This window comes from Bacillus sp. BS3(2021) (assembly GCF_021043345.1).
Classification (GTDB): domain Bacteria; phylum Bacillota; class Bacilli; order Bacillales; family Bacillaceae; genus Bacillus; species Bacillus paralicheniformis.
Genome location: NZ_JAJNDM010000003.1, coordinates 231,891 through 246,490, shown reverse-complemented (window position 1 = coordinate 246,490; position 14,600 = coordinate 231,891). Strand labels below are relative to the sequence as shown.

Genomic DNA, 14,600 nt, shown 5'->3' with positions numbered 1-14,600 from the left:
TAGATTTGAAGATAGGGAGAGATAAAACATGAAATCAGATAAAGTCATAGATGCTAAAGGATTCGCGTGCCCGATGCCAATTGTGAAAACAAAAAAAGCGATGGATGAATTGCAATCCGGAGAAGTGTTAGAAGTACATGCCACTGATAAAGGGGCAAAAAGTGATCTGACAGCATGGGCGAAGTCAGGCGGTCATGAGTTGCTTCAAGGTACTGAGGAAGATGGTGTACTAAAGTTTTGGCTTAAAAAAGGTTAAGGTGATAAAAGGGGGACTATTCCCCTTTTTATTGAAGGAAAGGGGGAAAGCCGGTGGACATCTCTTTTATTCTTCTCATATTTTTCATCGGATTTGTTGGCTCTTTTATGTCCGGAATGCTTGGTGTCGGCGGGGCAATTATTAATTACCCTCTATTATTATATATTCCTGTGTTATTAGGGTTTACAGGTTTTAATGCTCACCAGGTTTCAGGTATTGTCGCAGCCCAGGTTTTTGTTGCAACATTTTCCGGTGTATGGGCTTACCGGAAAGGCGGTTACTTAAATAAAGAACTGATCTCCATCATGGGATTAAGTATTTTGATCGGCAGTCTGATCGGTGGTTATGGGTCACATTTTTTCTCTGAAGACACCATAAACCTGGTTTACGGATTATTGGCGATTATCGCTGCCATCATGATGTTTATTCCAAAGACAGGAACAGAAGCTCATCAAAGTGATCACGTTCGCTTTCCAAAGATATTAACCTCAATCATGACTTTTGCAGTCGGTTTGGCTTCGGGCATAGTCGGTGCGGGCGGAGCTTTTCTGCTTGTTCCGCTCATGTTAGTCGTTTTAAAAATACCTACACGAATCACAATCGCAACATCGCTCGCAGTTACATTTATTTCATCGATTGGAACAACAGCTACAAAGCTCGTCATTGGACAGGTGCCCATTGTGCCGGCTTTGGTTGCAATGGCTGCCAGTCTGATTGCATCCCCGCTAGGTGTTTTCATTGGCAAGAAAGTGAATGCTAAAGTTCTTCAAGGTATTTTGATATTCGTTATTTTGCTTACAACAGTGAAAATTTGGGTTGATATCTTACTGTATTGACCGTTTTGAAGGAGGAATTGGATGAAAGAGGCTGTAGAACTAACTTCAATGGTGTCAATTGAGAAATTTATAACTGATCATCAATTAAGTTTTATATATATATCAAGACCTCAATGCACAGTCTGTCACGCTGTTCTGCCTCAGCTTAGAGCGCTGTTGGCCCGCTTTCCAAAGATCAAATTAGGACATATAAATGCTGACATAGTGGAGGAGGTTGCCGGCAGGTTTTCAGTTTTCACAGTTCCTGTGCTTCTTTTGTTTATTGAGGGAACCGAATGTCTAAGAGAAGCGCGTTTTGTTCATTTTGAACAGCTTGAACAGAAGCTAAAAAGAATCTATCAGTTGTACGAGGTAATAGATAGCTGAGGGAGGGGCCATGATGTGTCAAAAACCGACTTTTTTTGAACGGTATAAAGAAGAAGGAATCTCAATGGAAAGCGGCTATTTAAGGCAGATCTTCGACCACTTGCAGGATGGAATCATCATGATGGATCAGGAACGCAGAATTCTGGTGATGAACCCGTCCGCAGAGAAGATGACGGGATGGAAATTAGGGGACAAGGTTCCGTATTGTTCCTACTGCCAAACGAGAAAATTGGAAGCGGGAGAAGCGCGTTGTTATTTGCTGGCCAAGCGGGAAGTTCCTTATTTTCTTTCTTCGATGCCCACCTATGAAGGGCGATTCGTCGACATGGAGATGAGTACGGCTGTCATTTCTGAAAACGGCGATCAAATGGAAGTTCTTTTGGTTCTGAAAGATTTAACGATAAAGAAAAAGGAAGAGGAAGCGCGGATCTCCAAGCTTGTTCTGCAAAAAACGCTAGAAACTCAGGAAAACGAACACAAGCGGCTGGCCCAGGAACTGCACGATGGCGTAGGGCAATCGCTTTATTCGGTTTCAGTAGGTATTCAAGCGATTCAATCGCGCATGGAGCAGGAAGAAACATTTAGAGAGTACATGCAGGAAATCATCGATGAATTGGAAAAGGCGATCCAAGATGTCAAGCTCTACGCTCTCCAGCTGCGGCCGCACAGTCTCGATCAGCTGGGGCTGATTCCTGCTGTCGAGCACCTTGTGTCCAGCTTAAACAAGACGCATCAGGATGTTTCTATTACGTTTGCCTCAAGCAATGTCAGCAATCGCTTGCTGCCGATTTTTGAAATCAATTTGTACCGAATTATTCAGGAGGCGCTGCATAATGCCCTGAAATATTCGCAGGCGACACTTATTGAAGTCATACTGCACAAAGAAGACGGCGAGCTCGTTTTGATCATTCAGGACGATGGCATTGGTTTTGAACGCGGGCTGACAGAGGAAGGCCTGGGGTTCAAACATATGAAAGAGAGAGTCGATCAGATGGATGGAAGTCTTCGAATTCACTCTGCACTTCAGAGAGGAACGACGATTAAAGTGAAAGTACAGGACAAGGAGGGGAAGGGGGAGTGATCAGGGTATTGCTGGTCGATGACCACATGATGATTCGCAAGGGCATCCGTGTCCTTTTGGAAGGCTTTTCTGGAATTGAGATTGCGGGAGAAAGCAATAATGGCAACGAAGCCGTTCTTAGCGCCGGACAGTTGAAGCCGGATGTCGTGCTGATGGATTTGTCGATGCCAAACGGGGTGGACGGATTCACAGCGAGCACTGCGATCCGAAAGATGAACCCTTCTGTTAAAATCGTGATTTTGACCATGCATGATGAAGAAATTTTTATCCAAAAAGCGATAGAGGCGGGGGCCCATGGATACGTTTTAAAAAACAGTCATTATCAGTTGCTTTATCAGGCAATTGTCGAAGTGTACAGGGGCAATCTCTTCTACAAGACATCTGTATCGCCAGACATCATTGATCAATGGCTGAATTCAGATTCCCAAAAGCCGCCTTCTGTTTTAACTGTTCGCGAAAAGGAGATTCTCAGATTCATTGTGCTGGGTTATGCCAATAAGGAGATTGCCGATAAACTCTCAATCAGTGTCAAAACCGTCGAAAATCATAAAACAAATATGATGCAGAAATTAAAACTGGACTCGAAACACGAATTAATCCAATATGCGATCAAAAACAAATATCTCGATCTGACGTTCTAACATACTACCTCTTAACCTTGTCAGCTTGGGAAGACGGGGCTCAAATAAAAGTAGGGGAGTTCCCCTATACAAAAAAAGGAAGATGGATGGTAACTTAAAAAACGAGAGACACATCTTTAAGACAAACAGCAACTTTTTAAAACAAAAGGTGGTTGACTATGGCAAGACAAGCTCGTTATACCATTGTCATTGTAGGAGCAGGGACTGCTGGCATCTCTGTCGCCGCCCGTCTCGTCCGGGCTTCTAAAAAACTCAAAGGACAAATTGCCATCATTGACCCGCAAACAAAGCACTACTACCAGCCTTTGTGGACATTAGTCGGAGGCGGCGCAGCGAAGAAGGAAGAGTCCGAGCGCGATTTAGCTTCCCTGATTCCTGCCGGGGTAGACTTGATCGGCGATGCTGTAACGGAGTTTCGGCCGAATCAGAACACACTTCTTACAAAACAAGGAACGGTCGTATCCTACGATTATCTCGTGGCAGCAGCCGGTTTGCAAATCGATTGGGCCGGGGTCAAAGGTTTGAAAGATGCGGTTGGAAAAAACGGGGTTTGCAGCAACTATTCATATCATACGGTAGACAGCACTTGGGAAAATATCCGCAATTTCAAAGGCGGAACCGCCATTTTCACTCATCCTGATTCTCCCGTGAAATGCGGGGGAGCTCCGCAAAAAATTATGTACTTAGCAGACGACTATTTTCGCAAGTCAAATGTTCGCAATCAATCGGACATGATTTTTGCATCGGCGAAATCAACCATTTTTGATGCCCCCAAATACGCAAATGCGCTCGAAAAAGTCGTCCGGCGCAAGGATATCCAAACGATGTACAAGAGAAATCTAATCGAAATTCGGCCTGATTCAAAAGAAGCCTTGTTCGAAAACTTGGATACGGGAGAGCAGGAAGTATTAGCATATGATCTTCTTCATGTGACGCCGCCGATGAAAGCGCCTCTATTCATCAAAGAAAGTGCATTGGCGGATGCCGGCGGCTGGGTCGATGTTGATCCGTACACTCTGCAGCACAAAAAGTTTGCCAATGTTTTCGGAATTGGTGACTGTGCCAACCTGCCGACGTCCAAAACAGGAGCTGCAGTTCGTAAACAGGCTCCGGTTGTGGTGCGAAATCTGTTGTCCTTGATCAAAGGATTATCATTAGATGCAAAGTACGATGGATATACCTCGTGCCCCTTGGTTACAGGATACAACAAACTCGTGCTGGCCGAGTTTGACTATCACAAGGTGCCGCAAGAAACGTTTCCATTTGATCAGTCCAAGGAACGATTCAGCATGTACCTGTTAAAAAGAAGATTGCTGCCCATCATGTATTGGAATGGCATGTTAAAAGGACTGATGTGATGCGAACTCAAAAAAGGATATATTCCGATAAATGTTTCAAGAGGGGGAATACAACATGTTATTGCGCTATTTTTACGATGAAAAACTAGCCCATGCATCCTATCTGGTTGGCTGCCAAAAAACAGGGGAGGCGATTGTCATTGATCCCGGCCGCAATCTGAAACCATATTTGCAAGCAGCCGAAGATGAAGGGCTAAACATCACAGCGGCCGCAGAAACCCATATTCACGCCGACTTTGTTTCCGGCGCTCGCGAACTCGGCGCTACACATCAAGCGAAGCTGTATCTTTCCGATGAAGGAGACGCAGACTGGAAATACCAATATGTCGATGAATTGAACCATCAACTTGTAAAAGACGGCGATCGCTTTTCCATCGGAAACCTGATGTTTGAGGTTATGCATACTCCCGGCCATACCCCGGAAAGCATTTCCTTCCTGTTGACGGACGGCGGAGGAAATGCGGATCGTCCTATCGGCATCTTTACAGGAGATTTCGTCTTTGTGGGCGACATCGGCAGACCCGATTTGCTCGAAAAAGCGGCGGGGATCAAAGGAACGTCAGAATCGGGGGCAATAGAGATGTTCAAGTCCCTCGGAACGTTTAAACAACTCCCGGATTACTTGCAGGTTTGGCCGGCTCATGGCGCAGGCAGCGCTTGCGGCAAGGCATTGGGAGCCATTCCAACTACGACTGTCGGCTACGAAAAGATGTTTAACTGGGCAATGGCATACACCGATGAAGAAGAATTTGTTAAAGCCTTGCTTGACGGACAACCTGAACCGCCAAAGTATTTCGCTGTGATGAAACGAGTAAATAAAGAAGGTCCTGCATTGCTCAAAGATCTTTCTGCTGTTCCAGAGATTACGTCGATTGAACAAGTGAAAGATTTGCAGGGAAAAGAGCAGATTGTGGATACCCGCCCTTCCCGAGAATTTGCTGAAGGGCATATCAAAGGCACAATCAATATTCCATTCAACAAGGCGTTTACGAACTGGGCGGGCTGGCTCATCGACTACAATCGTCCTGTGTACTTCATAACGAATCCGGCCGAAGTGAACGAACTCCTGGAAGCGCTGCGCTCTGTGGGCATTGACAATGCGGCAGGGATTATAGATCAGGACAAAATCCTGGCAAGCGGTGCTTTTTCACTTGAATCGTACGCGGAGATTACACCACCTGAAATCGCAAAATTAGTCGATGACGGATTCGTGCACGTGCTTGATGTTCGCAATCTGACTGAATGGCAGGAAGGTCATATTCCGAATGCACAACACATCATGTTGGGAACGCTTCAAGAACGTCTGGATGACATTAGAAAAGACTGTCCAATCCTTGTGCAATGCCATTCCGGAGCCCGATCTGCAATAGGGGCCAGCATCCTGCAAGCTAACGGCGGTTTCAAACAAGTTTTGAGTTTGAGCGGCGGCATTGTCCAATGGCAGAAAGACGGTCTTGCCATTTCAACCCCTTGCAGCGGATTTTAATGAAAGAAAATTTCTGCTCAAGTCATGGAATAAAGAGTCAAGAGGCCGATATTGTCTTACTCCCGGCCTCTGACTGATATTATTTCCGCTTTTCCTTCTCCGTCCGATCAAACCTCTGAAACATTTCCACAGCCCCGCTTCTTCGCGTTTTATCTTCCTTCGAATCATGGCCGACGATGACTTCTTTTTCTCTCTCCTTATGGATGTCGATGTATGATTCACTTTTCAAGTTTCATACCTGAACTTGCTGGTGACGATGAAGCTTTCGTTTTCCGATCCTGAGGACATCGTAAGGGTGATTTCGTTGCCACTCGACGGTTATTCGTTTTGTACGGATAAAGAGACCGTTCAGGGAGAGTTTATGGTCATGATCTGTATACAAGTTCAGGTGGCGGATTAAACATTGCACTTGGAGATGGCTTAGTATGTCGCATATCTGTTGTTTTTTCCAGCACAATCCCTGAGAATACGGCTATATTCAAGACTTATATACACTCCATCGACCGCGAAATTGCTATAATGTGGTTAATTTCCATTCGCATTTCGGTGATCAGAAGAACCATGAACATAAAGAATAGAAACTAAAAAGAAAGGATGAGATTAATGAAGGAATATTTTTCAATCGGGGAAACAGCCCGTCTAAATAACATTTCCATTCAAACATTACGCTATTATGATAAGATCGGAATTTTCAAGCCTCAATGCACAGACCGGGATAATGGCTATCGATATTACCATGTTAAGCAGTTCTTTTATTTAGATATTATAAAATATCTCAAATCTATTAAAACGCCGTTGGGAGAAATTAAGCGCATGATCTCACATACATGTACCCCCGAACTGATGCAAGCCTTTCTTGAGGAGCAAGAAAGCGTGATTGAGCGTGAGATGGAAAGACTCGAATGTGCCAGGCAATTGCTTCAAAGAAGAAAGAACCAGCTTAATGAACAATTGGAGATCCGCACTAAAAAAGAAGAAGGTCTGGTTTATGTTCGACATATAGGAGGCCAAACCATTTTAAAAGCAACGGCACCTCAAGTGAATCCTCATGACCAATCAGATTTGTACTACCGAAAATTGGCTGAAGTTCTTGAAGAAAGTGGAGATATCGTTGATAACTATTATGGACTGATTTATGATTTAAAGCCTTATAAAGATTCCGGTGACATTTATTGCAACAGCGTTTATACGACGATTTATGATGGAGTAAAGATAGATACAGGGGAACAAAACATGAGGTTAGATACAATCCCATCCGGCGAATATGTATGTATTTCATTTGATTGCACGGCAACAAATTATTTTGACTACTATCAAAAACTGTACCATTTTATTGAATCACATGGTATTCAAACGGATGGAAAAGTATATCAAGTTTCTTTTCCAAATAGCTATAACTCATTAAAAGAAGAAGACTTCCTCACAGAATTTAGAGTGCGGAAAAAATAACAATCCCCTTGACCCTATAGTTGCTATAGGGTTTATGATTTATGCATCGTTCTGATGAATATTCGAAAGGGAGGATGTATAAAAATGGCAGAAAATAAGACGCTTCGGTTACTCATGCCAAAAAGCCTGCTGGAAGCCCATTTATTAAATTCTAAACGAATGGTTCATCTGAAGAAGTACCTGGCGACTTAGATGTGTGCCTCTCAAATTTAATGAATCTAAAACAAAAGGAGCGATGAAGATGAGAGCACCGATAGATGAACCCATTTGGTACGCTTACCCTGGAATGGTAGCTGTCGTTACGGCTCAATATAAAGGTGAAAAAAACGCAATGGCTTCCGGGTGGCATACGTATATTGGATCTTCTCCCGGAATGTATGGGATATCGATAAATAAAGAGACATATACTTACAAATTGATTGAGAAAAGCGGCGTTTTCGGTGTGAATTTTCTTCCGGGGAGATGTTCGGAACTCATTCAAGCATTAGGCACCCATAGCGGCAGAGATTTAAATAAGTTTGAAGCATTTCATATTCAATACGAAGAAGGACTAAAAGCTGAGATACCGATTTTAACTGATGCGTATTTCGCTTATGAGTGTAAAGTACACAGTGTTTCCACTTTAGGCGATCAAGAGTGGATTGCGGGAGAAGTTTTACAGAGATATCAAGATCAAGAGCTTTTCTTAAAAAATGGTATGCCGAATTTAGAGAAATTGGATGTTCCGCTTCATATTGGAGGGGCCAGCTATCGAATATTAAATAGTCAAGCAGAGGAGCGTCAACACGTTTTTTATCCCAAAACTGATTGAAACATTCAGGTTTCTCCGCATAGAGTAGAGGAAACCAATCAATGAATGTATCTGCAGCGGACTCCGCTGGAACTCATTGACTTATACGAAGTAAAAAAGAGACCAAAGACCGCAACGCTTCTCTTTAAGAAGGCTTTGCGGTCTTTTTATATTTCTAAGGCTCAATTCATTTTACCCTCCAAAAGGTATTTAAATTTCCATTTGCAGACTATCTGTTTTTGTTTTGGGAAAATTGCAAGTTAAAATTCATCTTCATTAATCCTATTATTAAGTTGCTTTTGTTGTCTTAATTTCATAGGCATGATAAAATTCCAAATAACCAAACATCCTATGTTTGATAAATGCATTACAGGAGGATAGACACATGCTTCAGAAAACAAACCGGCAGACGCTGGTTGAGCAAGTCGCAATACAAATAGAAAGTATGATCGAATCTGGTAAGTGGGGTGTCGGGATGCGCATTCCTGCCGAGCCGGAGTTGATGAACGAGTTGAATGTTAGCCGCAATACATTAAGGGAAGCAATTCGGGCATTGATACATGCGGGACTCTTGAAGACGAAACAAGGTGACGGAACTTATGTCTGCTCTTCAAGTGCCTTGGGAGCCGTGTTGAAAAAACGCATTTTGCGATCAGATACGCTGCAAACATTAGAAGTTCGATATGCACTCGAACGAGAGGGAGCTCATCTTGCTGCACAACGCAGAACCGATGACGAGGCGCGCGACCTTCTTCTTCTGCTGGAACGCTGCGAGGCAGCGGCAGAACTCGGTGACATTGATAGCTTTGTAGCGGCCGATATTGATCTGCATCAAAATATTGTCAAGGCATCTCATAATGAAATATTGATTGAAATATACAGCCATATCGCCGAAGCGTTACAAGATTCGATCACAAGCCTGACCCGTTATGAAGTAGATGCGGATTTCTTGGAAATGCACCGTCAACTGGTCGAAGCGATTGTTGGTCAAAACGCTGCTCGTGCCGTGGAAGCAGTTCATCGCTATATCGGGGAATCGAAGGATGTTATTGCCGGTGAAGAGGGGGAGCGGCTATGAGCGTACAAAGTGGTACAAAGCCAACTGAGGCAAAGCTTTCGTTCTCATTGAGTTTGCCGATCATCATAGGCATTGTCCTTATTTCACTAACGATGCGGTCACCGCTGACATCGGTAGGCCCACTGGTAGGTTCGATTCGCGAGTCCCTTGGATTATCAAATACTGCGGCAGGCTTGCTCACGACATTGCCGTTGCTTGCTTTCTCGCTTCTTTCCCCCTTCGCACCTATCTTGGCGCGCCGCTTCGGGATGGAACGGATTATACTTTATGCATTGGTTCTGCTCATGATAGGTATCGCTGTCCGCTCTCTGTCCGCAACAGTTCCTTTGTTTGCAGGCACCGTTTTGCTTGGGCTTGCGATTGCGGTGTGCAACGTGCTAATTCCAGGTCTGGTTAAACGGGATTTTTCTCATAATGTCGGTTTGATGACAGGACTGTATTCAGTATCGATGAATTTATGCGGTGCGATAGCCTCCGGTGTAAGCGTCCCGCTCGCCCGCAATCTCGGTTTTGGCTGGAATGGCGCACTTGGAATCTGGGGTCTGCTCGCTCTGATAGCCGCACTATTCTGGTTTCCTAAAGCGCGGGCGAGTCACGCGTCAGCCGGAATAACAACTAGCGGTGCGTCGACGCGGCGAAGTCTGTGGCGTTCACCGTTGGCATGGATAATTACACTTTTTATGGGATTGCAGTCTTTGCTTTTCTATGTATTGATCGCTTGGTTACCTGAAGTCATGACAAGCCGGGGCTTGAATGAAGACAGCGCTGGCTGGATGCTATCGTTGTTTCAATTCGCTTCACTTCCCGTATCATTCATCGTACCAATCGTTGCGGGACGCATGAAGAACCAGCGTTTGCTGGTTGTCATCATGACTGTCCTGTTTTTTGTTTCATTAGGTGGCCTTTATTTCGGCGATAATGCACTTATTTTATTATGGACAATTTTACTCGGAATTGCTGGGGGATGTGCGTTCAGTTTGGCTATGATCTTTTTAAGCTTGCGGACGAAAGATGCCACCGATGCGGCTTCTTTGTCTGGTATGTCCCAATCTGTCGGATATTTGCTGGCTGCAACAGGACCGACCTTGTTTGGTTTGCTCCATGATGTCACGGCAAGCTGGAATCTCCCAATATTACTGTTGCTTATGGTCAGCATTCTGCTGTTCATATTCGGTCTGGGCGCGTCAAAAAATCAAACGGTATAAAGGGCTCTGTTTCAGCAAAGCTCTTGCTGAAAGAGCTCATGAACTGCCCAGAATAAATAAAAATAACTTGAATTGGTGTAAGTCAAATCAATTGCAATAGCTAGGTTGAGGGCCTGGTGAAATAAAAGGGAAGCCGGAACTTATGGACCGGCTTCTTCTTCATTTCCCCTTCTTCCGCTTCTCCGCCTGGTAAAGCTAATGAAATATCTACTGTAACTTAAGGAATGTTTAAGGGCGATCACAAGTAGATACTAGATCAGGCCAAAGGTATCAATTCGATTGTTTATTACTAAGCCTATGTATTTCACGAGCCATTGATTCCAAAATATACATAACGGGGATTTGCGTAGTAATATTAGCATTTTCAAACCACTCTTCCGTCACGTAATACGAGATATTAATGTCGGATATTCTGGCAATGGTGGAGTGCTTATGATTTGTAATACTGATCACTTTACTTCCTTCTTGCTTGAGCTGATGAAGATGAGTGACTGTAGAATGGCCTTCACCTGAGACGGATAAAGCAATCGTGATGCTATTGCGGCGGAATTGGGAATGTGTCGGAAAGTAAGGATCTTTAATATACATTGAAAATTTGCCTAAACATGAGAAGTACCTTGCTCCATACTCGGCAAGAATACCTGAGCTTCCTACGCCGATAAAAATGACACTCTCCGCTTTGGTAATTAGAAGCGCGGCCTCCGCAATCTTTTCTTCAATGTCTCCTTTTAACGTTCTCTCAAAAAACTCGGCTATTGAATGTTGGGAACTCTTCAATACCGTCTTTTTATCTTTTTCTAACTGCATTTTAAGCTTTACTTTAAATTCCGAAAAACCCTCACAATTTAGTTTTTTACAGAAACGCAGAATGGAGGCTGTTGATACGTGCGTTTCATCTGCCAATTCGCGGATTCGCATATAGACGACTTTCTCGCCATTTTGACAAATGTAATTATATAAAGAAGTTTCCAGTTCATTAAACGAAGCGATGATCTCATGGGTAAACATGTATGCGGGGCTCTCCTTCCCTTGACCCTTTTTGCTAACTTCATCTTAGCATACCTGCTTCCTAAGAAACATAGTGTTACATATGTGCAACAAATGACTTCTTGTATGATTAAAAACAACATGTTACCGGCTTATTTACCGGCTTGCTCATCTGCAGATACAATTGATCCATAAGTACTTTTGCTAAATTACCCGGAGGTGTAAAGAGGATGACACAAGGAATTAAAATTGTCACGATAGGCGGGGGATCGAGTTATACTCCTGAATTAGTAGAAGGGTTTATCAAACGGTACGATGAATTGCCGGTTCGAGAATTATGGCTGGTAGATATTGAAGCGGGAAAAGAAAAATTAGAAATCGTCGGAAACCTTGCGAAAAGAATGATTGAAAAAGCCGGTCTTCCAATTGAAATTCATTTAACGCTTGACAGGAGATCAGCTTTACACAATGCCGATTTTGTTACGACTCAGTTTCGCGTAGGGCTGCTTGATGCCCGTGCAAAGGATGAAAGAATACCTTTAAGTCATGGAGTTTTAGGCCAAGAAACAAACGGACCGGGCGGATTGTTTAAGGGACTGCGTACCATTCCGGTTATATTGGATATTGTAAAAGATATGAAAGAGCTATGTCCGGATGCCTGGTTAATCAACTTTACAAATCCTGCCGGAATGGTGACCGAAGCTGTCCTTCGCTACACTGACCATAAGAAAATCGTCGGCTTATGCAATGTTCCAATCGGAATTGAGATGGGGATCGCCAAGCTTTTGGATGTCGATCATTCACGGGTTCGCATTGATTTCGCCGGTCTCAATCATATGGTATATGGATTGGATGTATACGTCGACGGAGTCAGTGTAAAAGAGAAAGTGATGGAGCTGTTATCAGATCCGGAGAACAGCAGTTTTGTAAAAAACATCGAAGGGCAAGGCTGGGAGCCGGAATTTATTCGGGCCTTAAATGTATTAACCTGTCCATATCATATGTACTATTATAAGACAGATGAAATGCTGCAAAAAGAATTGGAAAACTTTAAAAAGGGAACAACGAGAGCTGAAGTCGTTCAGAAGCTTGAAGAGGAATTATTTGAGCTGTACAAAGATCCCGACCTGGCCGTTAAACCGCCTCAATTAGAGGAGCGCGGCGGTGCGTATTACAGCGACGCAGCCGTTCGTCTCGTTTCGTCTATCTATAACGATAAACGTGATATTCAGCCGGTTAACACAATCAACAATGGAGCGATTGCAAGTATTCCGGATGACTCTGCGGTTGAAATAAGCTGTGTGATTACAAAGGAGGGTCCAAGGCCAATCGTTCATGGTGATCTGCCAGTTGCAGTCCGGGGACTCGTTCAGCAAATCAAGTCATTTGAACGAGTAGGCGCCGAAGCCGCTGTAACAGGAAGCTATGATACAGCTTTGCTGGCGATGACGATCAATCCGCTTGTCCCTTCTGATAAAATCGGCAAAGCGATTTTAGATGAAATGCTTGAAGCGCATAAAGAGCATTTGCCAAGGTTTTTTAAAAAAATAGAAGCATAAGGGGGGAGCAGTTGGTTAAATTGGGCGTTCACTTTATGTTCAGCTGATAAGGAGGAAAAAGTGAGCATAAAACTAATAGCGGTTGATATGGATGGAACATTTTTGGACGATGACATGAAATATAACAATGATCGTTTTATGAAACAATATCATGAATTAAAAGCACGGGGAATAAAATTTGTGGTTGCAAGCGGCAATCAATATGATCAGCTTAAATCCTTTTTTCCATCAATTGAAAATGAAATAGCTTTCGTTGCTGAGAACGGTGCTTACGTAATAGATTCGGGAAAAGAAATATTCTCAGGCGAAATGTCTAAAGAAACGATAAAAAAAGTTATCGATGTTATAGAAAAGTATGAATACACAAATCTAATTGTTTGCGGAAAAAAAAGTGCTTATATACATGAAGATGTTCGCGACGATGCATATAAGCATGCTCGTAAATATTATCATAAACTGCAAAAAGTGCCTCATTTCGAAAATCTGAATGATAAAATATTCAAGTTCGCCACAAGCTTTTCCACGAAGGATGTTTCAGGACTTTTACGCGGCTTGAAAAAGTCAATCGGTTCTCTCGTTACTCCCGTATCAAGCGGACACGGCGACATCGATTTGATTATACCCGGCCTTCATAAAGCAAGCGGGATTAAAATCCTTCAAAAGCGGTGGGGCATTCGTAATTATGAGTCAGCTGCATTTGGAGACAGCGGAAACGACCTGGAGATGATTTCCACTGTTCAGTATGGAATAGCAATGGAGAATGCCCAGAAAATGATTAAAGATGCTTCCCGATATATAACACAATCCAATAACGAGGAAGGTGTCTTAAATGCCATAGACGCCATTCTTAAAAATGAAGAACCGTTTATATCATAATTCTAAAATGGAAAAAGCTTATGAAATGTCTTATCGCTTCATAGGCTTTTTTTGTTGAAAAATAGATGTTTCAATACCTTAGCTGCATAAGTTTCGCTTTAATTGAAAGCTTAATGAAATAGACGCCGGATTGTTAGGCCGGCTTCTGCGAGATCACTTTCTCTAGGCTTTCTTCCTTCTCCGCCCGGAAAAAACCATGAAATATCTTCATTAACGCGCGCTTTTCAATCCGGGGCATGTTGCTCCGCGAAATCCCGAGCTCCTTTAGCGAAGAAAGATTTGCCCTTAGACATCGAAAAGGTTGAAGAGGAGTTAAAAATAGGTCAAGTGAAAAATTACAATTCATTGATACCTTTAGCACAAACTGCACTTAAACCAATTTTTGAATTTACTAGTAAAGATGGAATAATTGGAGATCATCACAGATACATTAAAGAGTGTAGTGCTTCTTACGATGAGTTAGTTAATAAAATTATTTCAAAAGTTTAGCACTTTTCGGAGTGCTTTTTATGTTCTCTGTAAAGCGGGTTCAAAGTAACACAACTCAGAAAGAGATAGCGTGTGAATGTAGATAACTTAAAAGCACATACAAACACCAAGAGATTATGTTAAAGGAATGAAATACAAGGGGC

At 43.0% G+C, this 14,600-nt stretch carries 15 protein-coding genes; 13 read left to right on the top strand and 2 right to left on the bottom strand.

Annotation, left to right across the window (positions count from 1 at the left end):
* The first annotated feature begins 28 nt into the window (after positions 1-28).
* The 7 genes from LQ247_RS08920 to LQ247_RS08890 all read left to right on the top strand — a co-directional run bounded on the left by LQ247_RS08920 (position 29) and on the right by LQ247_RS08890 (position 6,024).
* The gene (locus LQ247_RS08920) at positions 29-256 is read left to right on the top strand and encodes a sulfurtransferase TusA family protein (protein WP_023855297.1); all 228 of its coding nucleotides are present in this window, start codon (positions 29-31) and stop codon (positions 254-256) included.
* Positions 257-309: 53 nt separating this feature from the next.
* Entirely contained in the window at positions 310-1,092 is a 783-nt protein-coding gene (locus tag LQ247_RS08915) for a sulfite exporter TauE/SafE family protein (RefSeq protein ID WP_105980215.1), read from the top strand.
* A gap of 21 nt (positions 1,093-1,113) precedes the next feature.
* Complete coding sequence (locus LQ247_RS08910) at positions 1,114-1,458, top strand: thioredoxin family protein (RefSeq protein ID WP_105980217.1); 345 nt, start codon at positions 1,114-1,116, stop codon at positions 1,456-1,458.
* Between the two features lie 13 nt (positions 1,459-1,471).
* Positions 1,472-2,539, top strand: a complete 1,068-nt coding sequence (locus tag LQ247_RS08905; RefSeq protein WP_101561118.1) for a PAS domain-containing sensor histidine kinase — start codon at positions 1,472-1,474, stop codon at positions 2,537-2,539.
* Positions 2,536-3,180, top strand: a complete 645-nt coding sequence (locus tag LQ247_RS08900) for a response regulator (RefSeq protein ID WP_224146145.1) — start codon at positions 2,536-2,538, stop codon at positions 3,178-3,180. Before LQ247_RS08905 ends, LQ247_RS08900 begins: the two co-directional genes overlap by 4 nt.
* Before the next feature lie 158 nt (positions 3,181-3,338).
* Complete coding sequence (locus LQ247_RS08895; RefSeq protein WP_231005914.1) at positions 3,339-4,538, top strand: NAD(P)/FAD-dependent oxidoreductase; 1,200 nt, start codon at positions 3,339-3,341, stop codon at positions 4,536-4,538.
* A gap of 55 nt (positions 4,539-4,593) precedes the next feature.
* Positions 4,594-6,024, top strand: a complete 1,431-nt coding sequence (locus tag LQ247_RS08890) for an MBL fold metallo-hydrolase (RefSeq protein ID WP_231005911.1) — start codon at positions 4,594-4,596, stop codon at positions 6,022-6,024.
* A 79-nt stretch (positions 6,025-6,103) separates the two neighbouring features.
* Here the strand turns inward: LQ247_RS08890 and LQ247_RS08885 are convergent, their stop codons facing one another.
* The gene (locus LQ247_RS08885) at positions 6,104-6,253 is read right to left on the bottom strand and encodes a hypothetical protein (protein ID WP_231005909.1); all 150 of its coding nucleotides are present in this window, start codon (positions 6,251-6,253) and stop codon (positions 6,104-6,106) included.
* 374 nt (positions 6,254-6,627) lie between these two features.
* Here LQ247_RS08885 and LQ247_RS08880 point away from each other — a divergent pair, with 374 nt between their 5' ends.
* From LQ247_RS08880 to LQ247_RS08865, 4 genes are all read left to right on the top strand, one after another.
* On the top strand, positions 6,628-7,473 hold the full coding sequence (locus LQ247_RS08880; protein WP_231005907.1) for a MerR family transcriptional regulator: 846 nt from the start codon (positions 6,628-6,630) through the stop codon (positions 7,471-7,473).
* Positions 7,474-7,714: 241 nt separating this feature from the next.
* Entirely contained in the window at positions 7,715-8,284 is a 570-nt protein-coding gene (locus tag LQ247_RS08875) for a flavin reductase family protein (protein ID WP_039072867.1), read from the top strand.
* Between the two features lie 364 nt (positions 8,285-8,648).
* Positions 8,649-9,341, top strand: a complete 693-nt coding sequence (locus tag LQ247_RS08870; RefSeq protein ID WP_231005905.1) for a FadR/GntR family transcriptional regulator — start codon at positions 8,649-8,651, stop codon at positions 9,339-9,341.
* The gene (locus tag LQ247_RS08865) at positions 9,338-10,546 is read left to right on the top strand and encodes a CynX/NimT family MFS transporter (RefSeq protein WP_101561113.1); all 1,209 of its coding nucleotides are present in this window, start codon (positions 9,338-9,340) and stop codon (positions 10,544-10,546) included. The genes LQ247_RS08870 and LQ247_RS08865 overlap by 4 nt, the downstream gene beginning before the upstream one ends.
* Positions 10,547-10,816: 270 nt before the next feature.
* Here LQ247_RS08865 and LQ247_RS08860 read toward each other — a convergent pair whose 3' ends face one another.
* Positions 10,817-11,554, bottom strand: coding sequence for a MurR/RpiR family transcriptional regulator (locus LQ247_RS08860; protein ID WP_035338395.1), 738 nt, complete (start codon positions 11,552-11,554; stop codon positions 10,817-10,819).
* A gap of 209 nt (positions 11,555-11,763) precedes the next feature.
* On the opposite strand from LQ247_RS08860, the gene LQ247_RS08855 reads away from it, so the two are divergent.
* Both LQ247_RS08855 and LQ247_RS08850 read left to right on the top strand, forming a co-directional pair.
* The gene (locus LQ247_RS08855; RefSeq protein ID WP_231005903.1) at positions 11,764-13,092 is read left to right on the top strand and encodes a 6-phospho-beta-glucosidase; all 1,329 of its coding nucleotides are present in this window, start codon (positions 11,764-11,766) and stop codon (positions 13,090-13,092) included.
* A gap of 60 nt (positions 13,093-13,152) precedes the next feature.
* Positions 13,153-13,968 carry a Cof-type HAD-IIB family hydrolase gene (locus LQ247_RS08850; protein WP_144497915.1) on the top strand — a complete coding sequence of 272 codons (816 nt, stop codon included), beginning with the start codon at positions 13,153-13,155 and terminating at the stop codon, positions 13,966-13,968.
* Positions 13,969-14,600 lie beyond the last annotated feature (632 nt).

Coding starts and splice junctions, on each gene's coding strand:
- LQ247_RS08920 (WP_023855297.1), top strand. CDS start 29: ATGAAATCAGATAAAGTCATAGATGCTAAAGGATTCGCGTGCCCGATG.
- LQ247_RS08910 (WP_105980217.1), top strand. CDS start 1,114: ATGAAAGAGGCTGTAGAACTAACTTCAATGGTGTCAATTGAGAAATTT.
- LQ247_RS08905 (WP_101561118.1), top strand. CDS start 1,472: ATGTGTCAAAAACCGACTTTTTTTGAACGGTATAAAGAAGAAGGAATC.
- LQ247_RS08895 (WP_231005914.1), top strand. CDS start 3,339: ATGGCAAGACAAGCTCGTTATACCATTGTCATTGTAGGAGCAGGGACT.
- LQ247_RS08890 (WP_231005911.1), top strand. CDS start 4,594: ATGTTATTGCGCTATTTTTACGATGAAAAACTAGCCCATGCATCCTAT.
- LQ247_RS08880 (WP_231005907.1), top strand. CDS start 6,628: ATGAAGGAATATTTTTCAATCGGGGAAACAGCCCGTCTAAATAACATT.
- LQ247_RS08875 (WP_039072867.1), top strand. CDS start 7,715: ATGAGAGCACCGATAGATGAACCCATTTGGTACGCTTACCCTGGAATG.
- LQ247_RS08870 (WP_231005905.1), top strand. CDS start 8,649: ATGCTTCAGAAAACAAACCGGCAGACGCTGGTTGAGCAAGTCGCAATA.
- LQ247_RS08865 (WP_101561113.1), top strand. CDS start 9,338: ATGAGCGTACAAAGTGGTACAAAGCCAACTGAGGCAAAGCTTTCGTTC.
- LQ247_RS08860 (WP_035338395.1), bottom strand. CDS start 11,554: ATGTTTACCCATGAGATCATCGCTTCGTTTAATGAACTGGAAACTTCT.
- LQ247_RS08855 (WP_231005903.1), top strand. CDS start 11,764: ATGACACAAGGAATTAAAATTGTCACGATAGGCGGGGGATCGAGTTAT.